The sequence below is a fragment of the Streptomyces sp. NPDC001941 genome, assembly GCF_040296945.1.
Lineage (GTDB): Bacteria > Actinomycetota > Actinomycetes > Streptomycetales > Streptomycetaceae > Streptomyces.
Window position 1 is genome coordinate 74,762 of sequence record NZ_JBEOYE010000031.1, and the last position, 22,856, is coordinate 97,617.

Annotated in this window: 22 protein-coding genes; 13 read left to right on the forward strand and 9 right to left on the reverse strand. The window is 73.3% G+C overall.

Going from position 1 to position 22,856, the window contains the following annotated elements; all coding sequences use genetic code 11:
• Positions 1 to 46: 46 nt before the first annotated feature.
• A complete protein-coding gene (locus tag ABT160_RS21690; protein WP_351649341.1) occupies positions 47 to 1,270 on the reverse strand; it encodes an IS256 family transposase in 1,224 nt (407 codons plus the stop codon).
• Between the two features lie 562 nt (positions 1,271 to 1,832).
• Here ABT160_RS21690 and ABT160_RS21695 point away from each other — a divergent pair.
• Positions 1,833 to 4,037 (forward strand): hypothetical protein, encoded by a 2,205-nt coding sequence (locus ABT160_RS21695; protein ID WP_351649343.1) that lies wholly within the window; start codon positions 1,833 to 1,835, stop codon positions 4,035 to 4,037.
• A 352-nt stretch (positions 4,038 to 4,389) separates the two neighbouring features.
• Here ABT160_RS21695 and ABT160_RS21700 read toward each other — a convergent pair whose 3' ends face one another.
• Positions 4,390 to 5,436: an enoyl-CoA hydratase/isomerase family protein gene (locus ABT160_RS21700; protein ID WP_351649344.1), complete on the reverse strand. Its 1,047-nt coding sequence runs from the start codon at positions 5,434 to 5,436 to the stop codon at positions 4,390 to 4,392.
• A gap of 203 nt (positions 5,437 to 5,639) precedes the next feature.
• Here ABT160_RS21700 and ABT160_RS21705 point away from each other — a divergent pair, with 203 nt between their 5' ends.
• The gene (locus ABT160_RS21705) at positions 5,640 to 6,074 is read left to right on the forward strand and encodes a hypothetical protein (protein WP_351649345.1); all 435 of its coding nucleotides are present in this window, start codon (positions 5,640 to 5,642) and stop codon (positions 6,072 to 6,074) included.
• A gap of 34 nt (positions 6,075 to 6,108) precedes the next feature.
• On the opposite strand, the gene ABT160_RS21710 is transcribed toward ABT160_RS21705, so the two are convergent.
• Complete coding sequence (locus tag ABT160_RS21710) at positions 6,109 to 6,531, reverse strand: DUF350 domain-containing protein (RefSeq protein WP_351649346.1); 423 nt, start codon at positions 6,529 to 6,531, stop codon at positions 6,109 to 6,111.
• A gap of 207 nt (positions 6,532 to 6,738) precedes the next feature.
• Positions 6,739 to 7,419: an HdeD family acid-resistance protein gene (locus ABT160_RS21715; protein ID WP_351649347.1), complete on the reverse strand. Its 681-nt coding sequence runs from the start codon at positions 7,417 to 7,419 to the stop codon at positions 6,739 to 6,741.
• A gap of 195 nt (positions 7,420 to 7,614) precedes the next feature.
• Here ABT160_RS21715 and ABT160_RS21720 point away from each other — a divergent pair, with 195 nt between their 5' ends.
• The 4 genes from ABT160_RS21720 (at position 7,615) to ABT160_RS21735 (ending at position 9,497) form a co-directional block, all read left to right on the forward strand.
• Positions 7,615 to 8,136 carry a DoxX family membrane protein gene (locus ABT160_RS21720; RefSeq protein ID WP_351649348.1) on the forward strand — a complete coding sequence of 174 codons (522 nt, stop codon included), beginning with the start codon at positions 7,615 to 7,617 and terminating at the stop codon, positions 8,134 to 8,136.
• 77 nt (positions 8,137 to 8,213) lie between these two features.
• Positions 8,214 to 8,657: an aspartate 1-decarboxylase gene (gene panD / locus ABT160_RS21725; protein ID WP_351649349.1), complete on the forward strand. Its 444-nt coding sequence runs from the start codon at positions 8,214 to 8,216 to the stop codon at positions 8,655 to 8,657.
• A gap of 65 nt (positions 8,658 to 8,722) precedes the next feature.
• Positions 8,723 to 9,067 carry a GNAT family N-acetyltransferase gene (locus ABT160_RS21730; RefSeq protein WP_351649350.1) on the forward strand — a complete coding sequence of 115 codons (345 nt, stop codon included), beginning with the start codon at positions 8,723 to 8,725 and terminating at the stop codon, positions 9,065 to 9,067.
• 226 nt (positions 9,068 to 9,293) lie between these two features.
• Positions 9,294 to 9,497: a hypothetical protein gene (locus tag ABT160_RS21735; protein ID WP_351649351.1), complete on the forward strand. Its 204-nt coding sequence runs from the start codon at positions 9,294 to 9,296 to the stop codon at positions 9,495 to 9,497.
• A gap of 105 nt (positions 9,498 to 9,602) precedes the next feature.
• Here the strand turns inward: ABT160_RS21735 and gnd are convergent, their stop codons facing one another.
• A complete protein-coding gene (gene gnd / locus ABT160_RS21740; protein ID WP_351649352.1) occupies positions 9,603 to 11,048 on the reverse strand; it encodes an NADP-dependent phosphogluconate dehydrogenase in 1,446 nt (481 codons plus the stop codon).
• 193 nt (positions 11,049 to 11,241) lie between these two features.
• On the opposite strand from gnd, the gene ABT160_RS21745 reads away from it, so the two are divergent.
• A complete protein-coding gene (locus ABT160_RS21745) occupies positions 11,242 to 12,492 on the forward strand; it encodes a transglycosylase family protein (protein ID WP_351649353.1) in 1,251 nt (416 codons plus the stop codon).
• Here the strand turns inward: ABT160_RS21745 and ABT160_RS21750 are convergent.
• Positions 12,373 to 13,335 (reverse strand): DMT family transporter, encoded by a 963-nt coding sequence (locus ABT160_RS21750; protein ID WP_351649354.1) that lies wholly within the window; start codon positions 13,333 to 13,335, stop codon positions 12,373 to 12,375. The two genes, ABT160_RS21745 and ABT160_RS21750, sit on opposite strands and share 120 nt — an antisense overlap.
• Positions 13,336 to 13,442: 107 nt before the next feature.
• Positions 13,443 to 14,225, reverse strand: a complete 783-nt coding sequence (locus tag ABT160_RS21755; RefSeq protein WP_351649355.1) for a carbonic anhydrase — start codon at positions 14,223 to 14,225, stop codon at positions 13,443 to 13,445.
• 162 nt (positions 14,226 to 14,387) lie between these two features.
• Here ABT160_RS21755 and ABT160_RS21760 point away from each other — a divergent pair, with 162 nt between their 5' ends.
• The 5 genes from ABT160_RS21760 (at position 14,388) to ABT160_RS21780 (ending at position 19,705) form a co-directional block, all read left to right on the forward strand.
• Positions 14,388 to 15,098 carry a (2Fe-2S)-binding protein gene (locus ABT160_RS21760; RefSeq protein ID WP_351649356.1) on the forward strand — a complete coding sequence of 237 codons (711 nt, stop codon included), beginning with the start codon at positions 14,388 to 14,390 and terminating at the stop codon, positions 15,096 to 15,098.
• 10 nt (positions 15,099 to 15,108) lie between these two features.
• Positions 15,109 to 16,284: a glycogen synthase gene (gene glgA, locus ABT160_RS21765; RefSeq protein WP_351649357.1), complete on the forward strand. Its 1,176-nt coding sequence runs from the start codon at positions 15,109 to 15,111 to the stop codon at positions 16,282 to 16,284.
• A 10-nt stretch (positions 16,285 to 16,294) separates the two neighbouring features.
• Complete coding sequence (gene glgC, locus ABT160_RS21770; RefSeq protein ID WP_351649358.1) at positions 16,295 to 17,512, forward strand: glucose-1-phosphate adenylyltransferase; 1,218 nt, start codon at positions 16,295 to 16,297, stop codon at positions 17,510 to 17,512.
• 100 nt (positions 17,513 to 17,612) lie between these two features.
• On the forward strand, positions 17,613 to 19,097 hold the full coding sequence (locus ABT160_RS21775) for an SDR family NAD(P)-dependent oxidoreductase (RefSeq protein WP_351649359.1): 1,485 nt from the start codon (positions 17,613 to 17,615) through the stop codon (positions 19,095 to 19,097).
• Between the two features lie 449 nt (positions 19,098 to 19,546).
• Positions 19,547 to 19,705 carry a hypothetical protein gene (locus ABT160_RS21780; RefSeq protein WP_351649360.1) on the forward strand — a complete coding sequence of 53 codons (159 nt, stop codon included), beginning with the start codon at positions 19,547 to 19,549 and terminating at the stop codon, positions 19,703 to 19,705.
• Between the two features lie 94 nt (positions 19,706 to 19,799).
• Here the strand turns inward: ABT160_RS21780 and ABT160_RS21785 are convergent, their stop codons facing one another.
• Complete coding sequence (locus tag ABT160_RS21785; RefSeq protein ID WP_351649361.1) at positions 19,800 to 20,342, reverse strand: DUF1990 domain-containing protein; 543 nt, start codon at positions 20,340 to 20,342, stop codon at positions 19,800 to 19,802.
• The gene (locus ABT160_RS21790; protein ID WP_351649362.1) at positions 20,339 to 21,154 is read right to left on the reverse strand and encodes a YndJ family protein; all 816 of its coding nucleotides are present in this window, start codon (positions 21,152 to 21,154) and stop codon (positions 20,339 to 20,341) included. Before ABT160_RS21790 ends, ABT160_RS21785 begins: the two co-directional genes overlap by 4 nt.
• A 197-nt stretch (positions 21,155 to 21,351) precedes the next feature.
• On the opposite strand from ABT160_RS21790, the gene ABT160_RS21795 reads away from it, so the two are divergent.
• Positions 21,352 to 22,698 (forward strand): DUF6777 domain-containing protein, encoded by a 1,347-nt coding sequence (locus tag ABT160_RS21795; RefSeq protein WP_351649363.1) that lies wholly within the window; start codon positions 21,352 to 21,354, stop codon positions 22,696 to 22,698.
• Positions 22,699 to 22,856: the final 158 nt, after the last annotated feature.

The following is a 22,856-nucleotide window of genomic DNA, read 5'->3' on the forward strand; positions in this document are numbered from 1 at the left end:
GCGTGCGCAATCTCAGCCTCGGAGAGTCGACGGTCAGGACGCCGGGTCATGTCCCTTGGAGTGGTGTAGCCGGGGTTTCGGTGTCCTGGGGATAGATCTTGTCCATGCTGCCTTCGGGGGGATAGCGGCGTGGGAAGGCGATCCACTCGTCGTGCATCTCGACGAGGACCGCGGTGGTCAGTCGTTCGAGGGCGTCGGGGTTGGGGAAGATCTGGACGACGTCGGTGCGACGCTTGATCTCGCGGTTCAGCCGTTCCAGCGGGTTGGTCGACTGGATCTTCTCCCAGTGTCGTTCCGGGAAGTCCGCGAAAGCGGTCAGGTCCTCCTTCGCTTCCAGCAGCATCTCGCTGACCTTGGGGAATTGCCGGGCGAGCATGTCCGCGACTGCGTCCAGCTGGGTGCGGACCAGGTCTGCGGTGGGCTGGGCGAAGATGGTACGGATCGTCGCGGCGACCAGCTCTGCGGAGTCTTTGGGGATCACCGCGAACGTATTGCGCAGGAAGTGAACGCGGCATCGCTGGTAGCCGGCGCCGAGCATGACCTTGCGGACAGCTTTGACCAGGCCCGCGTGGTGGTCGGCGATGACCAGGCGGACTCCGCTCAGGCCGCGTCCGCGTAGTGAGCGCAGGAAGTCGGTCCAGAACACTTCGGTCTCGCTGTCGCCGACCATGAGTCCGAGGACTTCGCGGCCGCCATCCTCGGTGATGCCTGTGGCGATGACTACGGCCTGGGAGACGATCTGGTGCTGGACGCGGGCCTTGCAGTACGTCGCGTCCAGGTAGATGTAGGGGAATCGGATGTGGTCCAGGGGCCGGGTGCGGAACACGCTCAGTTCGCTGTCAAGGTCCTGGCAGATGCGGGAGACCTCGGACTTGGAGATCCCGGTGTCCCCGCCAAGGGCCTTGACCAGGTCATCGACGCTGCGGGTGGACACGCCGTGCACGTATGCCTCCATGATCACGGCGTAGAGCGCCTGATCGATACGGCGCCGGCGCTCCAGCAGCGAGGGGAAGAACGACCCGGTGCGGACCTTGGGGATCGCCAGGTCCAAGTCCCCCGCCTGCGTGGTCAGAACCTTCTCGCGGTGCCCGTTGCGCCAGGTCATGCGGGTCTCGGTGTGCTCACCGGGCTCAGCGCCGATGCGGGCGGTCGCCTCGGCCTCGATCAGTTCCTGCAGGATCCGCTGGGCCAGGACCCGGACCAACTCGATTCCGTCCGCCGTACGCAGTGACTCCAGCAGCCGGAGTAAGTCATGCTGGGACAAGGCCATCGCGCCACCTCTCAACGAGCGTCACTACTCGCAGAGTTGCGCGATGGCCGCCCTATGACCAGGGGCTATACCGAGATCGCTGCTACACCACTCCAAGGGACATGGCCGGCATTCGTGGCGTGGCGTGGTACCGGTGCCTGAACCGGTTGGGGACCAGTGCCCGTGCCCCCATGGGGGGCGCCGACCTGACGGCCTACAAGACGTGACCGCACCGAGCGGATCAGCAGAGGACCGACAGGCCGCCGTGCGACGAGCTGAGAGCCATCCGCCGACAGCCGCGGTCACTGGCCACATGAGCCGTGGCCGGGGTACCGCCAAATGGGGCGCGGTCCCTGCTGGAGGGCCCGCGCCCCTCGTGTCCACTCTGGGCCCGATCCGGTGGAGTAGCCGGGAGGGCCGGCAGCAGAGCCCTTCGATGCCTGGGGGAGTTGCCGCGCAGTCCAAGACGCCGGCCTCCAGTGCACTCGTGGACTCGCCTACTGGAAGGGGTGGAGTGTGCTTCGTCTGGCAGCGAGTGTCACTGCTCGGCCCTAAGCTCCCAAGGCAGGAGAAGGGGGAGTCCGTGCGCGACAGCATGCTGACAGCCGACGTACCACTCGGGCCGTTCGAGGGCACAAAGATCACCGTCTACTCGGCGAAGGCCAAGAACGCCAGACTGCATTTTCGTAGGGAATGCGGCCAGCTCCGCACAGCCAACGTGACGACGGCCGAGGTCCCGTTGAACGCGGACGTGGTGGAGAGGCTCTGCTCCGGTTGCGCGGAGTGGGGCCCGAGAGTCCGGCCGTCATCCGGACTGGGCATCTTCATGCACGCGCTCGGCGGCGCGGGACTGCTCCACCAGCTGCAGGCCTATGCGGAGCCGGACGAGGACGTGTACTGGTCCCAGGACGAGGTGCGGGCTGCAGCCGAGCTCCTGCACTCGAAAAGGGGTGCTCCGGACGAGGATGAGGAGGACGACGGGCGGTGGGAAGCGCGCAGGGAGGCCGAAGAGCTGCAGGAGCAGGTCTTGTCCCACTGGCGGCACGCAGCCCAGAGCCTTCACCGGGCGCAGGCTCCCATCGCCCACTTTCCTTGGTTGACCGACTGGGCGCAGCCGCAGGTGTCGGCGAAGGAGAGCTACCTCGAGGTTCTGCGTGCAGAGGCGGCCCTCTTCGTGGAGCCGTCGGGTCTCGTCATTGCCGCTGCGGCGGCGACGCTGGAGAAGCCCTCGCTGCCGACCGATGATCCTGCCTTCGCCGTGCTCGGCAACAGCAGCCGGATCTCCACAGGCCTGAACGCGCTGTGGCGCAGCTGGCAGTACTCGGCGGAGCGGGGCTGGGAAGGGCCGGAATCGCGGTCGATCAGCCGCTATGACCTCGTGCACGGCATCAGGCCCAACAAGAAGGGCCACGCGGAAGCTCTGGAAGGAGCCGCCCGCCTGATCCAGTCCTGGGAGGACAAAGCCTGCGCCGCCGCTGCGGCGACGGATTCGACACCAACCGTGTGGGTCACGGCGCGCTTGCCGGAAGATGCGGAGGAGCCTTCACGCGGCGGTGCACCAGATGCCCTGGACAGCCTGGATCGGTGGACCCTCGGCGTGATGGTGACGTGGACAGTGACCGCCGACTGGAGTCGGCGCACCCTGACGCTGAGAGTCCCGGCCCTCGTCGCCGACAGACTCCTTGCCCCCTCGAGCAGCCTCACGTGCGAGCCGGGCGGTTCCGAAGCCGTGGCTACTGAGGCGGGCCCCCAAGGACAGCAGGACTCCGTCCGGCCCGGGGTCTTCGACGACACCCCTGTGTTCGACCGCCAGCCCGTTACCCCGGCTCACCTCCGTGCGCTGCGGAACTTCTCGTACGCTGCCGACCAGGTCTACATCGTCTTCTCGACGAGCGGGGGAGCGGAGGTTCTCCCTCTCGAGGTCATTGAGAGGCGACTCGCCAAGGGCTGGCTCGGCGTCATCGTCGCCGGCGCCTTGGACCTCCCCGAGAGCGTGATCAGTCCGTGGACCAAGGAGGTCCTCCCCGCGCCAGAGGCTGACGATGACCTGTCCTCGGGCCACGGCGGTGCACGGCAGGATGGTCACTTCGGTGCCGACCTGGGCCTTGCGGCCGGGGCTCGGGATGTTGCCCGCCGGACGTATCGGGAGCGTGACAAGGAACATAATCTGCGCCTGCTCGCCATGGCGCGTGGTGTTCCCGACTTGCGGACCCTCGACACTGGCCGCTCCAGTACGCTGCCCGTCGCGGTGTGGGAGGGTCTGCTCGCGCCTGCCCCCTTGGACCTCACGCCGTTCCGGCCACCCAGCGCCGACCGCTGGCGTAGCGGCAGTAGCCTTCCCCTGGGCATCCTGGGGCAGGCGCAGATCTACGCCGCGAACGCGGATCCCAAGTTCGAAGGCAAGGGTCACTCACCCCTCTGCAGGCATACACGGGATCGAGGCCTCGCGGCGAGCGATGACCTCCTCACCGTGGCCGACCTGCTGGCCCGTGACGACTGGGACTGGTGCAGCAAGTGCGGCGGCTACGCCATACGCCGGCTGACCGACACCCAGCTGTCCTACTACCGCGCTGCTCACCGACTGCACGACATCGCAGGGCAGCTCGACGACGAGCGTACACACCGTGTACCTGTCGATCCGGATGCCCTGATCAAGCAGCTGGAGGAGCTTGCGGCTTGGGAGCCCGGCGGGCACGAGGGTTGCGACTGGGACGGCTCCTGGCGTTGGTATGAGGTCATTCGCGACCTGCGACGCCGAGCCGAACGGAAGCGCCACGTCGCTTCCTGAGCCGCATTCCCCCCGGTGGCCGTCTGCGACGGCTGGTGGACTTGAGGGGCATGTGGTGCCCCTTGGGGACCAGTTGGGGACCAGCGCCTACGTAGATGGGCGCACAGCATGTATGGATGTGCACGCTGTGCGCCCTCAAATTATTCTGTATGTCGTGATTTTTCCTCTGACTCCTCGATCTGGGGGTCAAGGGGTCGCAGGTTCAAATCCTGTCGTCCCGACTGGAGACAGTCGCAGACCGAGGGGCTGCACCGGAGGAATCCGGTGCGGCCCCTCGGGCGTTGGCGCACCCTGTCCGGGCGTTGGCGCGAGCCCGCGGGACGGTCGGCGCGGGAAGGTCAGCCGGGGAAGGCTAGCCCGGGAAGGTCAGCTCCCCGTCGGCGGGCGGTGCGAAGTGGCGGGCCACCTCGGCCTCGGTGACCCCGGAGAGCGTCGACGGGGACCAGCGCGGGGTGCGGTCCTTGTCGATGATCTGGGCGCGCACGCCCTCCACCAGGTCCGGTGAGGACAGCGCCGCGCACGACACCCGGTACTCCTGGACCAGTACCTCTTCGAGGGTGGTCAGGCGGGCGGCGCGGCGGAGGGCGGCGAGGGTGACCTTCAGGGAGGTGGGGGAGCGGGTGAGGAGCGTGTCCGCCGCCTCCTTCGCCTCCGGGACGCCGCTGTCCGTCAGGCGGGCGACGACCTCCTCGACCGTGCCGGCCGTGTAACAGGTGTCCAACCAGGCCCGCTGGGCGGCCAGTTCGGACGGGGGAGCGGGGCGGGCGTGGCTGGCGAGCGCCTGTGCCGCCGGGGCGTCCGCCAGGTCCGCGAGCAGGGCCGGGAGGCGGTCCGAGGGTACGAAGTGGTCGGCCAGGCCCGCCGCCAGCGCGTCGCCCGCTCCCACCGCGAGGCCGGTCAGCGCCAGGTGGGTGCCCAGGTGGCCGGGGCCGCGGGAGAGCAGGTACGTGCCGCCGACGTCCGGGACGAAGCCGATGCCCGTCTCCGGCATGGCGACCCGGGAGCGCTCGGTGACCACGCGCACCGAACCGTGCGCCGACACCCCGACGCCGCCGCCCATCACGATGCCGTCCATCACCGCCACGTACGGCTTGGGGTAGCGCGCGATACGGGCGTTGAGCCGGTACTCGTCGAACCAGAACGCCGCCGAGGCCGCACCGCCGCCCGCCTTCACGTCGTCGTGGATGCCCCGGATGTCCCCGCCCGCGCACAGGCCCCGCTCGCCCGCGCCCGTGATCACCACGGTCTCCACCGCCGGGTCGTGCTCCCAGACGTCCAGGGCTTCGGCGATGAGCCGGACCATGGTGTGGTCCAGGGCGTTGAGGGCGCGCGGGCGGTTGAGGACCAGGCGGCCCGCCCGCCCCTCGGTGGTCGCGAGGACGGGGGCGGTGTCGTTCATGTGGCTTCCTTCTCGCGGGTTGGTGCTGGTGCTGGTGCTCGGGCCGGGGCCGGTCGTGGGCCCGGGTGCCTCCAGTGTGCGCCCCGTTGTCAGTGGGGCTGTCTAGTCTGGATCCGTCGTCGCAGGTCCGTCGGGCGCAGGCCGGTCGGGCGTGGGTCCGTGTGGCGCGGATCCGTTGCGGCCGGACCGGGAGGAGGTGCGGCATGGCGTTCGAAGCGGCCACGGGGGACGGGCCGGTGGAGTCGGGGGAGCGGCGTGCCGCCGAGGTGCGGGTCGCCTTCGCCGGACTGCTCCAGATACGCCGCCTCACCAACTCCGGTGCGGCACGGCCCGAGTCGGTGCCCGCCGCGTGGGAGCGGGCCCGGCCGGTGCGCGCCGTGGCGCTGGCCCTGGAGGCCGCCGGGGTGGCCGCCTCCGCCGTGGACGCGGCCGGGGAGCGGACCGCCGTCGGCTACCGGGTGGCGGCGGAGGAGGGTGGGGCGGGCGTCCGGGTGGAGTGGACCGGGCCGCGGGGCGGCGGCGCGGCCCAGGACGAGGAGAGGGCGCTCGGGGAGTGCGCCCGGATCCTGGTGGAACTGGGCTGGGACGCGCTCGTGTACCGGGGGCCGCGCGGTCGGCGGTTCGTCGAGGTCCGCTAGGAGGTCGGCTGGGGAACGGGCCGGATGAGGGGGGTCAGGCGATCGACGCCGAGACGATCGCCGCCACCGCGAGGTTGCAGGACGCGCTCACCCACACCGCCGGGTGCGGCTCCTGCTCCACCAGCGTGGCGCCCAGCTTCCCCGGGGTGACCAGGTCGATCACCAGGAAGGCGAGGGCCATCAGGACCAGGCCGAGCACGCCGAACGCGGCCGTGGAGGCGAGGCCCTTGCCGAAGTCGTCGTACGTCGTCCAGATGGAGGTGAACACGATGCCGCCGATGCCGAGCAGCGCCGAACTGAGGAGCACCGAGGCGTTGCGGTTGCGCTCCTGCCAGATCTGGCGGCCCAGCTTGCCCGGGGTGAGCAGGTCCACCAGGAAGAAGCCGAGGAGGAGCAGCACCACGCCGAGAGCGCCGTACGCGGTGGCCCGGCCGAGGCCGTTGACGATGTCGCTCATGGGGATGCCCGCTCCGTGTCTGCTGGTGATCGTGAATGATCGCGGTCAAGGAGAGGCAAAATGTAGCGCACGCGTGTACGGGCGCGGGGCGGGGGCCCTTTCCGGCCATCCGGCGCCCCGGTCCACCCGGCCCGCCGCCACCCGCACGGGGCCAACTGGCGGGCGGGCGGCCGGGGTCGGGGCGGTCGGGGTCGGGCCGCCGGTTCCTCAGACCCCCGGCGGCAGGTCCTTGGCCCGGGCGCGCACCCGGAACGCGGTGATGACCTCCACCACGCCCAGCGCCACCAGCCAGCAGCCGCCGACCAGCGTGAGCACCGTGGCCGACTCGAACGGCGAGGTGATCAGCACGATTCCGGCCAGCGCGCTGAGCACGCCGAGGAGCACCTGCCAGCCGCGCGCGGGCATCCCCGGGTCCGAGGCCGCCGCGATGGTCTGGGTGATCCCGCGGAACAGCCAGCCGATGCCGATCCACAGGGCGAGCAGCAGGATCGACTGCATGGCGCCGCGGAAGCAGAACAGGCCGAGCAGGATCGACAGCGCGCCGCTGATGAACGCCATCACGCGCATCGCCGTCGACACGTGCGTGCCGAACGCGGCCACCAGCTGGAGCACTCCGCTGAAGAGCAGGTACAGACCGAAGAGCACGCCCGCGGCGAGCAGGGACGCGCCCGGCCAGGCGAGCACCAGCACGCCCAGGAGCAGCGCGGCGACCCCGGCCGCGAGCACCGCCTGCCAGGCGCTCTTCGCGAGGACGCCGAGGGGGCCCTGCGGCGGGCGCTCCGCGCCGTCGTCGGGACGCGACCAGCCCTGGTGCCCGGTGGCCCGAGGGCCGGGGGACGGCGGGGGAGGAGCCTGGTCCGGATGCGGGGGCGGGGGCATTTCGCTCATGGCGGCATCGTCGGACGCGGCGCCGGGCCCCGCCACCGGAGCCGGGCACGCGGCCACCCGGGCCCGCCCCGTCCCCGTACTCACCCCGCACTCGCCCCGCCCCGTCCTCGCCCCCTCCCCGTACCCACCCCGTCCTCGTCCCCTTCCCCCGGGCTCGCCTCGCCGCCGTGACCGATCCGTCCGACCATGGAGGGCATGACCTGCATCAACCGGCGTGACCTCGGACTCCTGGCCCTGCGAGTCGGCACCGGTGCCGTCCTCATGGCGCACGGCACCCAGAAGCTCTTCGGCTGGTTCGGCGGCGGAGGGCTCGACGGCACCGCGAAGGCCATGGAGGCCATGGGCTTCCGCCCCGGCAAGCAGAGCGCGCTGGCCGCCGGGCTCGGCGAGGCGGGCGGCGGCGCCCTGCTGGCCCTCGGCCTGGCCACCCCCGCGGCCGGCGCGGCGGCGGCCGGAGCGATGGCGGGCGCGGTCGCGGTGCACGCCCCGGCCGGCTTCTTCGCCCAGTCCGGCGGCTACGAGTACCCGGCGTTCCTCGGCTTCACCGCGGCGGCCCTGGGCCTGGCCGGAGCGGGGCGCTACTCGCTCGACCACGCAGGTGGACACGTCCTGGACGCGGACTGGACGGTCCCGGTGGCCTTCCTGGGCAGCGCCCTGGCCGCCGCCGCGGTCGTCGGCAAGCGGGCCAGGGACCGCGCGGACGAGGACGCGGCGTAGGCCCGTACCCTGGCAGGCGTCGGCGCGTACCCCGCACGGGGGCGCGACCCCTTTCACCCCAGCGGGAGTGTGACGCCGTGCTGCGCACCATGTTCAAGTCCAAGATCCACCGGGCCACCGTGACCCAGGCCGACCTGCACTACGTCGGCTCGGTCACCGTCGACCGGGACCTGATGGACGCCGCCGACCTGCTGCCCGGCGAGCTGGTCCACATCGTCGACGTCGACAACGGCGCGCGTCTGGAGACGTACGTCATCGAGGGCGAGCGCGGCTCCGGCGTCATCGGGATCAACGGCGCCGCGGCCCACCTCGTGCACCCCGGCGACCTGGTGATCCTCATCAGCTACGCCCAGGTCGAGGACGCAGAGGCGCGCGCCCTGGTGCCGAGCGTCGTGCACGTCGACGCCGCCAACCGCATCGTCGCGCTCGGCAGCGACGCCTCGCAGCCGGTGCCCGGCAGCGACACCACGCGCGGTCCGGGCGCCGTCCCGGCCGCGCGGCCGGGGGCCGTGCGGGTCTGAGGCGGCGTCCGCCCGCACCGCAGGAACCGTAGGAACAGCCGGAACGACCAGGGAAGCAGAGGCACATGACCCAGCTCGACATCCGCGACGACCGGGCGGCGGGACGCCTGGAGGCGTACGAGGACGGCACCTTCGTGGGCGTGATCGTCTACTTCGTCCTCGCCGAGGGGCCGCACGCGCTGGTCGCCGTGCACACCGTGGTCGAGGACGGGCACGAGGGGAAGGGCATCGCGGGGTCGCTGGTGCGGGAGTTCTACGCCACCGCCGCCCGCGAGGGCGTCCCCGTGGTGCCGCTCTGCCCGTACGCCGCCGCGTGGGCCCGGAAGCACCCTGACGAGGCGCCCGCCGCGCCCGACGAGGTGGTCGAGGCGGCCAAGGCCCAGCTGAAGGCCACGCCCGAGCTCTGGTGAAGCCCGAGTCCGAGCGCGGGGCCCCGAGCCCCGGGACGGCGCGCCGCGTGTGGCGCGTGCGCCGAACGGGTGAACGCGTGACGGCGGGCGTACGGGCCCGGAGTTCCGGCGCTCAAGGCGGTGGCCCGGGGGTCCGGCGGGTCCGCGAGGTGTGACCTCGGCGGGCGCGGGCAGCCGCCAGGGGAGACCGTGGAGGAGCACGGTCCGTACAGCCCAGGAGGTCATCGTGACCGAGCCGTATCCCGACCCCGCGACGCCCCCGGTCCCGCTGCCGGGACCGCCCCCGGACCCGGGGGGCCCGCCGAGGCCCTTCCCGGACCCGGTGCCGCCGCCGCAGCCCCCGCCGGGCCCCGCGCCCGACCCGGTGCCGCGTCCGCCGGGCGAGCCGGACCCCGCTCCGGAGCCCGCGCCCGGTCCCGCCGGGGTGTGAGCTCCGCCGGGGCCGCGGACGTGAGCCGCATGAACGCGTGAGTCCCGAGGGCGCACGCGAGGGGCCCGGGGCGTCGTGCCCCGGGCCCCTCGCGCGACGTCCGGCTCAGCCGTCCGTCCGCACCTCCGAGCGGTCGCCGCCCCACAGCGTGTGGAACGCGCCCTCGCGGTCCGTCCTGCGGTAGGTGTGCGCCCCGAAGAAGTCCCGCTGGCCCTGGGTCAGCGCGGCCGGGAGGCGCGCCGCCCGCAGCGCGTCGTAGTAGGCCAGGGACGCGGCGAAGCCCGGGACCGGGACGCCCTGGCGGGCCGCCGTCGCGACCACCTCGCGCCAGTCGTCCTGCGCCGCGCCGATCTCCTCGCCGAACTCCTTGTCGGCCAGCAGGCTCAGCAGGCCGGGCTGCGCCGCGTACGCGCCCCGGATCCGGTCCAGGAAGGCCGCCCGGATGATGCAGCCCGCGCGCCACAGCGAGGCCACCGCGGCCAGGTCCACGTCCCAGTCGTACTCCTCGCTGCCCGCGCGGATCTGGTGGAAGCCCTGGGTGTAGGAGACGACCTTGGACGCGTACAGCGCCTGCTCGACCCGCGCCGCGAACGCCTCCGCCTCGGCCGGCTCCAGCGGCCGCGGCGAGGGACCGGGCAGGCCCGCCGAGACCTCGCGCAGGTCCGCGTGGCCCGAGACCGAGCGGGCGAACACGGCCTCGGCGATCCCCGACACCGGTACGCCCAGGTCGAGGGCGATCTGCACGGTCCAGCGGCCGGTGCCCTTCTGCTCGGCCCGGTCCACCACCACGTCCACGAACGGCTCGCCGGTGGCCGCGTCCGTGTGGGCCAGGACCTCCGCCGTGATCTCGATGAGGTACGAGTCCAGGCGCCCGGTGTTCCAGGACCTGAAGGTCTCGGCGATCTTCGCCGGGGAGTAGCCCGCCACCGAGCGCAGCAGGTGGTACGCCTCCGCGATCAGCTGCATGTCGGCGTACTCGATGCCGTTGTGCACCATCTTCACGAAGTGTCCGGCGCCGTCCGGGCCCATGTGGCTCACGCACGGCGTGCCGTCGGGCGCCTTCGCGGCGATGCGCTCAAGGAGCGGGCCGAGCGACGCGTACGACTCGGCCGAGCCGCCCGGCATGATGCTCGGGCCGTGCAGCGCGCCCTCCTCGCCGCCCGAGATGCCGACGCCCACGAAGTGGATGCCCTTCTCGCGCAGCCGGCTCTCGCGGCGGCGGGTGTCCTCGAAGTGGGCGTTGCCGCCGTCGATGATGACGTCGCCCTCCTCCAGGAGCGGGGCGAACTCGTCGATCACCGCGTCCGTCGGCTCTCCCGCCTTCACCATGATCACCAGGCGGCGCGGGCGCTCCAGCGCCTCGACGAACTCCCGGGCGGACTCGGCGGGGACGAACGAGCCCTCGTCGCCGAACTCCTCGACCAGGGCCCGGGTCCTGGCCGCCGTCCGGTTGTGGACGGCGACGGTGAGGCCGTTGCGGGCGAAGTTGCGCGCGAGATTGCGCCCCATGACCGCGAGTCCGGTGACGCCGATCTGGGCAGTGCCGCTCATGCTGTGCTCCTGACTTCGAATATTCCAGGGACGCGTGCTCCCCATGGTGGGCCAAGTCCGCCGGTCGGCGCATGATTACCGCCCCAGGGTGCGTCGCGCGCCACTCGGCGCCCCCGTGTGACCCCTTGTCATGGCCGGTTCGCAGCCCCTAGGTTGGGCGGCTGCCGAGGCGCTCGCACCCCAGGGGGACCCCATGGCCGCCAGCGGAAGACACCGCCGTTACCAGCCGAGCCGGATCAACCGTGCCTCCCTCACCGTCACCGCCGGTGGCGCCGGGATGGCCCTCCCGCTGATCGGCGCGGGCACCGCCCACGCGGCGACGGTGAACACCTGGGAGAAGGTCGCCGCCTGCGAGTCGACCAACAACTGGCACATCAACACCGGCAACGGCTACTACGGCGGGCTGCAGTTCTCGCAGTCCACCTGGGAGGCCTACGGCGGGCGGCGCTTCGCGGCCCGCGCCGACCTGGCCTCCAAGGGCCAGCAGATATCCGTGGCCGAGAAGGTCCTCAAGGGCCAGGGGCCGGGCGCCTGGCCGGTCTGCGGCCCGCGCGCCGGGCTCAGCCGGGGCGGCCCGGCACCGGACGTGAGCACCGGGACCCCGCGCACGTCCAAGCCGGCGGCCAAGAAGGCGGCGGCCCCGAAGAAGCCCGTGGTGGAGAAGGCGTCCGCGCCGGCCACCCCGACGACGGTGCCCACCAAGCGCGAGATGTACACCGTGGCGCACGGCGACTCGCTCTCGAAGATCGCCTCCCACGAGCACGTCCAGGGCGGCTGGCCCAAGCTGTACTCCGCCAACCGCGCGGTCATCGGCGCCGATCCCGACCTGATCCTGCCGGGCCAGCGCCTCACCCTGCGCACCGCCGAGGCCCGCCCGACGCCGAAGCCGGCCACGACCAAGCCGCCGACGGCCGCCCCGAGGCCGAAGCCCGTGCAGGGCAAGCCGGCGCCCGTGCAGACCAAGCCCAGGCCCGTGCAGACCAGGCCGGTCCAGGCAAAGCCGGTCGCCACGAAGCCCAAGCCGGCGGCGCAGCCGCGCACGCACTTCAGCGCGCCGGTCTCGGCGAGTCCCAGCACCCCGTACCACAAGGCCGGTTCGTCCTGGGCCAGCGGCTACCACACGGGCGTCGACTTCCCGGTGCCCACCGGCACCTCGGTGAAGGCCGTCGCCGCCGGGCGCGTCGTCTCGGCGGGCTGGGCGGGCAGTTACGGCTACCAGGTCGTCATCCGGCACGACGACGGCAAGTACAGCCAGTACGCGCACCTGTCGGCGCTCAACGTCAAGGACGGCCAGCGGGTCAACGGCGGTCAGCGGATAGCGCGTTCAGGATCGACCGGCAACAGCACCGGGCCGCACCTGCACTTCGAGGTCCGCACCGGACCCGGCTACGGCTCCGACGTCGACCCCCTCGCCTACCTGCGCGCCCACGGCGTCTCCGTCTGAGACCGGGGCCGCGCCGGCCGGTGCCAGCCGGTCGGCGGTGAGCAGGATGAGGCCGCCCGCCGCCACGACCGCGCAGCCCAGGGCGAGCAGGGTGCCCGTCAGGCCGTACCGGAAGTCCTCGTCGAAGAGGGTGAGGCCGACGGCGGCGGCGACCACCGGGTTGACCACGGTGACCGTGGCCAGCGGCGCGGTCAGTCCGGCGCCGCGGTAGGAGGCCTGGGAGAGCAGCAGCCCGCACAGGGCGAAGCCCGCGACGGCCAGCAGCGCGGGCCAGCGCTGGAGCGCCACGGCGGGCGAGAAGCCGGTGGCGACGGTCTTGGTGAAGACGGAGGCGACGCCGAAGGCGATGCCCGCGGCGCCGGCCAGCGCCACGGCCCGTACCACCGGGCCGTGCAGCCGGAGCGCGGTGAGGAAGAGGACGGCCACGGCGCCCGCCGCGACGACGGCGAGCACCAGCAGTGCGCCGCCGGGCACCGCGGTGGCGTCGGACCCGCCGGTCAGCGTGAGCAGACCGGCCAGTCCGGCGGTCGCCATGAGCGCCCCGCGCCAGGCGGTGGCCCCGGCCCGGCGGCCCAGGAACAGGGCCGCCGTGGGCAGCGCGAACACGATGGTCAGCGCGCCCAGCGGCTGCACCAGGCTCAGCGGCCCCCAGGCGAGGGCCGCCACGTGCAGCACCGCACCCGCCCCGTTGAGTAGCACGGACAGCCACCACGCCGCGCTGTGCAGCGGGGCGTAGGCGCGGTCGGGGGCGGCCGCCGCGACGCGCTCCTGGACGACGGCCCCGGCCGCGTAGGCGACGGCGGAGACCAGCGAGAGGAGCACGGACAGGACGAGGGGGCTCATGGCTCCCACGATGGCGTGCCGGGGCGATCATGTCGTCGTCCTTGAGCACGCGATCGGGGGTACTGCCGTCGTAGTACTCCGGTACCACGACGGGTGTGCGCTCCTGCTCAGGACGAGTGGAACGCGACCTTCCCGCTGCCCAGGCCGTAGCGGGCGCCGAGGACGACGGCGCCCCGGAAGGCCGGGTCGGCGGCGAGCAGGCGTCTGGTGCGGCCGATGTGGAGGCGCACGCTGTTCTCCGTCCAGTCGCCGGGCAGCGGCCGGGCGGCGCGCACGGACGGCGCCAGCTGTTCCACGACGCGTTGCAGGTGGCCGGGGGCGGGCGCCCCGGTCCGCACGTGTTCCACGGCGGCGGCGATCGCCCCGCAGCGCTCGTGGCCGAGGACGACCACGAGGCGCACCCCGAGCTCGCTGACGCCGAACTGCAGGCTGCCCAGGACCGCTTCGTCAAGCGCCTGCCCGGCGGAGCGGACGGTGAGCAGGTCGCCCAGGCCCTGGTCGAAGACGAGCTCGGGCGGGACGCGCGAGTCGACGCAGCCCAGGACCACGGCGAACGGGTGCTGGGAGACCGCGAGCCGGGCCCGGTGGACCGCGTCCTCGCGCGGGCGCAGCGAGCGCAGGGAGGCGAACCGGGCGTTGCCCGCGCGCAGTTCGTCCAGGGCGCGGGCGGGAGTGCGGGGCCGCGCCGGCGGACGCGCGGGGGACGGCGCGGCGGACGGAGCGGAGGAGGGGACGGGCGAGGGGGAGGGGACGGGGGTGAGGGACGGGACGCGGGGGGACGGTGTGGGACGGGGACGGGTGGCCGCGGTGGCCCGCGCTGCGGGGACGGCGGCGGTCATGGCGGCGGCGGTGAGTGTGAGCACCGCCGCTCTTCGGTCGTGAGGGGTCACCAGGCCATGGTGAACGGGCAGGATGGTGCGAAACGCCGCTGTTTCCCCAGGAGTGATCAGAACGTAATGGGGCGAATGGTGAACAACCCGGGAAATCGACCGCAGCCCCCGGGAGTGTCGGCAACGGCCCCGAACCGGGGCGAGGATGGGAAAAGGGTACGCGTGGACCTGACCGAAGCCGGATCGGTGGGCGGCTTCTTCGCCCTGCGCACCGACGCCCCCGACGGCGCCCGCGGCGTCCCGCTCGCCCGGCTCTACGCGGGCGACACCGCCCCGCTGACCGCCCGCGTCGACCGCGTCGCCGCCCGGCTCGCCGCCCCCGAGCGCCGGGTCGCCGCCTCCATCGCCCACCTCGGCCTGGCCGCCCGGCTCTGGTCCACCGCCCTCGGACCGGCCGTCCTGCACGGGCGGTTCCCGGCCCTCGGCCCCGGGGAGCTGCACTGGGACGGGGAGCGCAGCTCGCCCGACGACCTGTGGTGGTCGGGCACCGCGACCCGCCCCGCCACCGCCGCCGACCTCCACGAGGCCGTCGTCGAGGCCCATCTCGACCCGCTGGCCCGGGCGTTCGCCCGCGACGGCCGCGTCGCGCGCGGCCTGCTGCGCGGCAACGAGGGCTCCGCGCTCGCCGGGGCCGTCCGCGAACTGACCCGCTGGGCGCGGCGCGAGGACCGCCCCGAGGCCGCCCGGCGCGCCTGGGAGCTGGCCGATGCGCTCTTCGCGACACGCGAGCTGACCGGCACGGTCTCGGGACCGGACCGACGCCGGCGCACCTGCTGCCTCTACTACCGCTGCCCCGGCGGGGGCCTGTGCGGCGACTGCGTCTTCGACCGCCCGCCGCACCGGGGGTCTTCCGCCCGCGCCGCTTCCGGGTGACCATCGTGGCGTGAAGGTCGGACTGCTCACGCGCGAGTACCCGCCGGACGTCTACGGCGGAGCCGGTGTCCACGTCGAGTTCCTGGCACGGGAGTTACGGGCCCTGGCCGACGTGGAAGTGCACTGCTGGGGCGAACGCCCGGGCGGCGAGGGGGTGGTGGGGCACCGCCCCGCGCCCGCGCTCGACGACGCCGGCGACGCCCTGCGCGCCTTCTCCGTCGACCTGTCGATGGCCGCCGCGCTCGCGGGGCGCGAACTGGTCCACTCCCACACCTGGTACGCCAACCTCGCCGGACACCTCGCCAAGCTCCAGTACGGCGTCCCGCACGTCGTCACCACCCACTCCCTGGAGCCGCTGCGCCCCTGGAAGGCCGAGCAGCTCGGCGGCGGGTACGCGCTCTCCGGCTGGGCCGAGCGCACCGCGCTGGAGGCCGCCGACGCGGTCATCGCGGTCTCCCGGGGCATGCGCGCCGACGTGCTCTCCTGCTACCCGGCCCTGGACCCCGACCGGGTGCACGTCGTCCACAACGGCATCGACACCGCCCTGTACCGCCCCGACCCGGGCACCGACGTCCTGCACCGCCTCGGCGTCGGCACGGAGCGCCCCTACGTCCTCTTCGTCGGCCGGATCACCCGCCAGAAGGGCGTCCCGCACCTGCTGCGCGCCGCCCGCGCGCTGGACCCCGAGGCCCAGCTGGTGCTGTGCGCGGGCGCGCCCGACACCCCCGAGATCGAGCGGGAGTTCACCGCCCTGGTGGCCGAACTGCGCGCCACCCGCGACGGGGTGCTGTGGATCCCCGGGATGCTGCCGCGCCCCGACGTGATCCAACTGCTCAGCCACGCGCGGGCGTTCGTGTGCCCCTCGGTGTACGAGCCGCTGGGCATCGTGAACCTGGAGGCGATGGCCTGCGGCGCGCCCGTGGTCGCCTCGGCCGTCGGCGGCATCCCGGAGGTCGTCGACGACGGGGTGACCGGCCTGCTCGTCCCGTACGACGGGCGCAGGCCCGAACGGTTCGAGACCGCGCTCACCCAGGCCCTGAACCGGGTCGTCGACGACCCCGAGGGGGCCCGCCGGATGGGCGAGGCCGGACGGCTGCGCGCGGTGCGGGAGTTCGGCTGGGACCGGGTGGCCCGGCGCACCCGCGACCTGTACCAGGAGATCGTGAAGACGGCGGACCCACGATAGGGGGCGGGCCATGCGCGGCGGACCTTCGGTGCTCGGGATCGTACTGGCGGGAGGCGAGGGGAAACGGCTCATGCCGCTCACCGCGGACCGGGCCAAACCCGCGGTGACCTTCGGCGGCACCTACCGGCTGGTCGACTTCGTGCTGTCCAACCTGGTGAACGCCCAGGTCCTGCGGATCTGCGTGCTCACCCAGTACAAGTCCCACTCGCTGGACCGGCACGTCACCACCACCTGGCGGATGTCCAGCCTGCTCGGCAACTACGTCACCCCGGTCCCCGCGCAGCAGCGGCTCGGCCCGCGCTGGTACCTGGGCAGCGCCGACGCGATCCTGCAGTCCCTGAACCTGGTCCACGACGAGCAGCCCGACCTGATCGCCGTCTTCGGCGCCGACCACGTGTACCGGATGGACCCGCGCCAGATGATCGAGCGGCACGTGGAGTCCGGGGCCGGGGTCACGGTCGCCGGGATACGGGTGCCGCGCGCGGAGGCCTCCCAGTTCGGGATCATCAGCCCGGCCGGGGACGGCACGCGCGTGGCGCGCTTCCTGGAGAAGCCCAAGGAGGTCGAGGGCCTGCCCGACGACCCGCACCGGGTCTTCGCCTCCATGGGCAACTACGTCTTCACCACCAAGGTCCTCGTCGACGCCCTGCACCAGGACTCCGAGGACGACGACTCCGCGCACGACATGGGCGGCTCGATCCTGCCCATGCTCACCGAGCGGGGCGTGGCCCAGGTGTACGACTTCCAGGACAACCACGTCCCCGGTGAGAGCGCCTCCGACCACGGCTACTGGCGCGACGTGGGCACCCTCGACGCCTACTACGACGCCCACATGGACCTGGTGTCCGAGCGCCCCGCCTTCCACCTCGACAACCGGAAGTGGCCCATCTACACCCACCCGGGCCAGCTGCCGCCCGCCCGGTTCGTGGCGGGCGGCATCGCGGGCGAGTCGATCGTCGGCCCGGGCTGCGTGATCCGCGGCCAGGTCACCGGCTCGGTGCTGTCCCCGGGCGTGACCGTCGCCGAGGGCGCCGTGGTGCAGGGCTCGGTGCTCCACGACAACGTGCGGATCGGGCGCGGCGCGGTGGTGCGCGGCGCGATCCTGGACAAGAACGTCGACGTGCCGCCGGGCGCCACCATAGGGGTCAACCCGGACCGCGACGCCGAGCTGTACACCGTCTCCGGCAACGGCGTGATCGCGCTGGGCAAGGGGCAGCGGGTGGAGTGATCTTCACCGGGTTTGGCGCGGGCGGCCCCGGCTCCGTACAGTTCCTCTTTTGGAATCACCCAAGCACCGAAGATACGAGTGACCGAGGACTGCGACGGCCATGACCGTGACTGAAGACAACCAGGCGTACGGGCCGGGTATCGATCCCGAGCGGCTGGCCGTCTGCCTGAGCGTCCTCGACGAGCTCGACCAGCTGGACGTCGACCACCCGGACGCGATCGTCGTGCGCCGCGCCACGGCCGGGATCTACCGGACCGTGAAGCAGCGCCGCCGCCAGGAGCGCCGGGCGGCCAAGACCGCCAACGACAAGGCGGTCACCGAGTCCACGGCCACCGGCTCCGCCCAGCGCATCGACGACGAGACCGAGGGCCTGCTGCCCTCCTCGGTCACCGAGCAGGGGCGCATCGCGGGGATACTCCAGCGCCCGCGCTCCTGCTACGTCTGCAAGACGCGCTACGTCGAGGTCGACTACTTCTACCACCAGCTCTGCCAGGACTGCGCCGCCGAGAACCGGGCCAGGCGCGAGGCGCGCGCCGACCTGTCCGGCAAGCGCGCCCTGCTCACCGGTGGCCGGGCCAAGATCGGCATGTACATCGCGCTGCGGCTGCTGCGCGACGGCGCGCACACCACGATCACCACCCGCTTCCCCAAGGACGCCATCCGCCGCTTCAAGGCGATGGAGGACTCCGCGGACTGGATCCACCGCCTGGAGGTCGTCGGCATCGACCTGCGCGACCCCGCGCAGGCCGTGGAGCTGGCCGACCGGGTCACCACCGCGGGCCCGCTGGACATCCTGATCAACAACGCCACCCAGACCGTGCGCCGGCTGCCCTCGGCGTACGCCGCGCTGGTCGAGGGCGAGGGCGCCCCGCTGCCGGCCGGCGAGCTGCCGCCGCACCAGGTGATCGGCGCCTTCAACTCCGGCGCCGTCGGCGAGCTCGGCGGACCGGCCGCGCTGCCGGTGGGCGTCAGCCACCTGGACGCGCAGGCCGTCGCCGACCTGGCGCTGGTCGCGGGCAACGCCAGCGTGGAGCGCCACCTGGCGGGCACCGCCATCGACGCGGGCGGCCTGGTGCCGGACGTGGTGGACTCCAACACCTGGGTGCAGACCATCGAGCAGATCTCGCCGGTGGAGCTCCTGGAGACCCAGCTGTGCAACTACACGGCGCCGTTCATCCTGATCAGCAAGTTGCGCCCGGCGATGGCCGAGGCCGCCAAGAAGGCGGCGAGCGGACGGGCGTACGTGGTGAACGTCTCCGCGATGGAGGGCGTGTTCGGCCGCGGCTACAAGGGCGCCGGGCACCCCAACACCAACGCCGCCAAGGCCGCGATCAACATGGTCACCCGCACCAGCGCCCAGGAGATGTTCCAGAGCGACGGCATCCTGATGACGTCGGTGGACACCGGCTGGATCACCGACGAGCGCCCGCACTTCGACAAGCTGCGGCTGGCCGAGGAGGGCTTCCACGCCCCGCTCGACCTGGTCGACGGCGCGGCCCGGGTGTACGACCCGGTGGTGCGCGGCGAGGCCGGCGAGGACCTGTACGGCTGCTTCCTCAAGGACTACCGCCCCGGCAACTGGTAGCCCGTACGCCCCTCGTACCGCCCCCACCACCGCTTTCGCACGCCTCCCGTGCGACACGCCGGACGCCCGCTCGCCCGAGCGGGCGTTGCCCGTTCCAGGCTGAAAACTCGCCATTGTGGCGCCGGTCACCCCGGCCTCCAGAACCGCACCACCCCGGGGCGAGCCGCTGTCCCTAGGGTCGGGGGAGGCCCGCCGCCGAGCCGGACGGAATCCCGGAGTGTCCGATTCCGGGTCGCTCGTTGGAGCCCCATCGAGCGGATGCGTGCTCATTTGGTTACTCTGGAGCGAACGGGCGGCCAAGAGGGGTCACCACACCCCCCCGCTGCCGCCCTCGGGGCTGGCCTGAAACCACAGGGCCGCGGTCCCGCCCAGTGCCGGCGCCACCGCGACCGAACGGCTTTGAGTCCTCATTGGTACGCGACACGAAGGGGTGCGCGGTGACACCGGAAATGACGAAGCAGGAGAAGCGGCCGGCGGAGCACGGCAAGCGGGGCGGAAGGCCCAAGCAGCTGCGCAACCTGGACGTCTGGGCGCGGTCGGCCCCGATCCGCCTGGCGGGCTACGAGGAAGACCTCGCCGAGCCCCACATCCTGCCCGGCATCGACTGATCCACGCCGAGGCCGCGCCCCCGCCGCACCGAGCGGCGGGGGCGCGGACCCGTGTCTTCCGCCCTCCCCTCCAGGGAAGGCCGGCGGAGGGACGTCAGCCGCGCGCGACGAGGCGCGCCAGCGTCCGGCCCAGGCGCCGCGCGTACCAGTGCTGGAGGGCCGGGACCACCGGTCCCGCCAGGCGCGTGTACCAGGCGGCGGGACGGCTGAAAGCGGTCACCGTGAACCACACCGAGCCGTCGGCGCGCAGCTCCACCACGAACGACTCCTCGCCGCACTCGGGATGACCGGCCCGGGTGCCGTACGCGAATCCGGTGCGCCGCTCCCCGTACTCCGCCCAGACCACCTCGCACGGCGCGGCGAGCGCCAGCGGGCCCACGGCGAGGGCCACTTCGACCACCGCGCCCGGCTCGGCGCGCAGCGCCGCCGTGCGCACCCGGCAGCCCGCTGAGCGGTGCACCGCGAACGTGGTGACGGCGGCCCCGGCCCGCTCCAGGTCGCCGCGGCCGTGCCCGACGCGGACCGCGTGGTGCAGGTGGTGGTAGCCGTCCGGCAGCGGTCGGCGCAGGGTGGCGCCCACGTCGGGGTAGCTGAGCGGGGTGGCGGGGGTGGACAGGCTGCGGATCAGGCGGGTCATGCCGCGCGCTCCTTGAGTCGTCGCCAGGCCAGCACCGAGCAGAGTGCGAAGCCGAGGGCGTTGCCGAGGCCGTGGGTGGCGGCCATCCAGGTCAGGGTGGGGTGCGGGATCGCGGCGGCCTCGCCCAGCGCCCACCACAGCGCGAGCAGCATGGTGGCCGCGAGGACGGCCGACGACAGTCCCAGCAGGGTGCGCAGGACGCGGTCGCGGCGCTCGGCCGCGGCCCGTCGCCAGGTGAGGACGCCCACCGCCCACATTCCGGCGGTGAGGACGAGTGCCCCGGCCAGCTCGGCCCAGTCGCCCGTGAAGTACCCGGCGAGCACCAGCAGCGTCCCCAGCGGGACGCTGAGCGCCGCGAAGGCGCCCGCGCGTCCCGGCGCGGACCGGCAGACCAGGCCCGCGACGAGGGCGGCGGCGAAGCCGGCGAAGTGGAAGTGCGGCACGGTCAGGGCCAGGATCCCCAGGTCGAAGCCGAAGAGCCGGTGGCCGCCGCGCTCGGCGACCAGCGCGAGGGCGGCGACGGCGGGGGCGGCGAGCGCGGTGGCCGAGGCGAGGGCGGCGGGGGAGCGCGGGGCGCGGGCCAGGGTCCGGGGCGCGTACGCCGCGAGGAGGGCGGCCCCGGCGGCGTACACCGCGGCGAGGGCGGTGGCCGTGGTGCCGCGCGGCAGCCACAGGGACAGCGCGCCCGGCGCGGCCAGCAGCGGCCAGGCCCTGCGCACGGCGTCCGGCGGCCCGTCGTCCATCAGCCGCAGCCCGGCCGGGACGATCACCAGCATGCCCAGCATCACGATGAGGTCGACCAGTACGGTCATCGCGCACCACCCCCGTATTGAACGCGTTCAACTCACATCCCGCACTCTAAGGCTTCGTTTGAACGCGTTCAAGTGGAGATGGGGGCGCTTCCCGGGGCGGTCGCCGTGCCCACGGAAGGCGTAACCCCGATTGCGGGCGGAAAGCGGAAGCCGCAGACAATTGAGGACAACTCGGTGTGAACAGGCGGGAGATCCACGTGCGCGCACCCAAGCGGCGCCCCTTCAGTCGCCCTGCGATATACGCCCGGCGCACGGCCCTGACGGCCGTGTCCGCGGCCCTGCTCTTCGTCGCCGCCTGCGGCGGGGGCGGCGACGGAGGCAGGGACTCCGGGGCCGCCACCGACTCCAAGGACGTCCTGCTGCAACCGGTCGCCGCCCAGGGCCCCGACCCCTTCACCGCCTCCACCGCGCGCGCCACGGCGACCCCCACCCCGGCGCCGAGCACCCCCGCGCCCTCGCGGCCCGACGGGCAGACCACGCCGCGCGCGATCGCCGGCTCCACGCCCGGCCTCTACGGCGGCACCCACTCCCTGGCCACCTGCGACGTCGAGCAGCAGATCCGCTTCCTGACCGGCGACCGCGCCAAGGGGCGGGCCTTCGCCGAGGGCGCAGGGATCAGCCAGAGCGACATCCCGCGCTGGCTGCGCTCGCTGAGCCCGGTCGTGCTGCGGGTCGACACCCGGGTGACCAACCACGGCTTCCGCGACGGCCGTGCCACCCCGTTCCAGTCGGTCCTCCAAGCCGGTACGGCGGTGCTCGTCGACGACTACGGCGCGCCCCGTGTGCGCTGCGCCTGCGGCAACCCGCTGCGCTCGCCCACGATCATCAAGGACCCCGTGCACCAGGGGCAGCCCTGGCCCGGCTACCGGCCCGAGAAGGTCGTCGTGATCAACCCGACGACCACGATCATCAACAACCTGGTGATCGTCAACATCACCGACAACACCTGGCTGGTCTGCGACACCGACTCCGACGACGCGCGCTGCCAGAAGCCCGCCGTCGACCCGGTCACCGACCCCGACGACGAGATCCCGGACGTGCCGGACGACCCGACGAAGCCCAACGTGGACCCGTCGCAGCTGACCGACGACCCGGACGCCTCGCCGAGCCCCGGCGACTCCTCGGTGGGCCCCACGCCGGACACCTCCAGCCAGAGCCCGTCCACCTCGCCCACCGACTGCCCCTCGGTGCTGCCCAGCGCGTCCCCGGTGCCGCCGGGCTCGCCCACCCCGACGCCGACGCTGCCCCCGGGCTGCCCGACGCCCACCCCGACCGGACCCTCGCCCGACGGCGTGCGGCCGCTGGTGCCCAGCCAGCCGGACACCCCGGTGCCGCCGACGGACCCGGATCCCGTGGTGCCGCCCGAGCCGGAGCCGCGGACGGAGAGCCCCGAGCAGCCGCAGGAGCCCGACCCGGTGGTGCCGACCGAGGAGCCGGTGCCGCCGACCGAGGAGATGACGCCGTCCGAGCCGGATCCGTACGACCCGTACGACCCGTTCCGGCCCGGTGACCCGCAGCAGCGGCAGGACACCTTCGAGGGCTGAGCCGGGCCGCGCCGGGCCCCCCCCCCGCGGGTGGGCCCGCGGCTGTGCTGGGGGGGGGGGGGGGGGGCAACCACCAGGAGGAAACCTATTGACCTGGATACGGGGTGAGATGGCCTGCTTCGTCGCCGGTGCCCGTGGTGGAGAGCCTGTACCCGGTG

What these genes read in the sequence shown, in the direction of transcription:
- ABT160_RS21690 (WP_351649341.1), bottom strand. Translation starts at nt 1,270, where the DNA reads ATGGCCTTGTCCCAGCATGACTTACTCCGGCTGCTGGAGTCACTGCGT.
- ABT160_RS21730 (WP_351649350.1), top strand. Translation starts at nt 8,723, where the DNA reads ATGACCCAGCTCGACATCCGCGACGACCGGGCGGCGGGACGCCTGGAG.
- ABT160_RS21705 (WP_351649345.1), top strand. Translation starts at nt 5,640, where the DNA reads ATGGCGTTCGAAGCGGCCACGGGGGACGGGCCGGTGGAGTCGGGGGAG.
- ABT160_RS21720 (WP_351649348.1), top strand. Translation starts at nt 7,615, where the DNA reads ATGACCTGCATCAACCGGCGTGACCTCGGACTCCTGGCCCTGCGAGTC.
- ABT160_RS21790 (WP_351649362.1), bottom strand. Translation starts at nt 21,154, where the DNA reads ATGACCGTACTGGTCGACCTCATCGTGATGCTGGGCATGCTGGTGATC.
- ABT160_RS21785 (WP_351649361.1), bottom strand. Translation starts at nt 20,342, where the DNA reads ATGACCCGCCTGATCCGCAGCCTGTCCACCCCCGCCACCCCGCTCAGC.
- ABT160_RS21715 (WP_351649347.1), bottom strand. Translation starts at nt 7,419, where the DNA reads ATGAGCGAAATGCCCCCGCCCCCGCATCCGGACCAGGCTCCTCCCCCG.
- ABT160_RS21745 (WP_351649353.1), top strand. Translation starts at nt 11,242, where the DNA reads ATGGCCGCCAGCGGAAGACACCGCCGTTACCAGCCGAGCCGGATCAAC.
- ABT160_RS21775 (WP_351649359.1), top strand. Translation starts at nt 17,613, where the DNA reads ATGACCGTGACTGAAGACAACCAGGCGTACGGGCCGGGTATCGATCCC.
- ABT160_RS21710 (WP_351649346.1), bottom strand. Translation starts at nt 6,531, where the DNA reads ATGAGCGACATCGTCAACGGCCTCGGCCGGGCCACCGCGTACGGCGCT.
- ABT160_RS21780 (WP_351649360.1), top strand. Translation starts at nt 19,547, where the DNA reads ATGACGAAGCAGGAGAAGCGGCCGGCGGAGCACGGCAAGCGGGGCGGA.
- ABT160_RS21750 (WP_351649354.1), bottom strand. Translation starts at nt 13,335, where the DNA reads ATGAGCCCCCTCGTCCTGTCCGTGCTCCTCTCGCTGGTCTCCGCCGTC.
- glgC (WP_351649358.1), top strand. Translation starts at nt 16,295, where the DNA reads ATGCGCGGCGGACCTTCGGTGCTCGGGATCGTACTGGCGGGAGGCGAG.
- gnd (WP_351649352.1), bottom strand. Translation starts at nt 11,048, where the DNA reads ATGAGCGGCACTGCCCAGATCGGCGTCACCGGACTCGCGGTCATGGGG.
- ABT160_RS21700 (WP_351649344.1), bottom strand. Translation starts at nt 5,436, where the DNA reads ATGAACGACACCGCCCCCGTCCTCGCGACCACCGAGGGGCGGGCGGGC.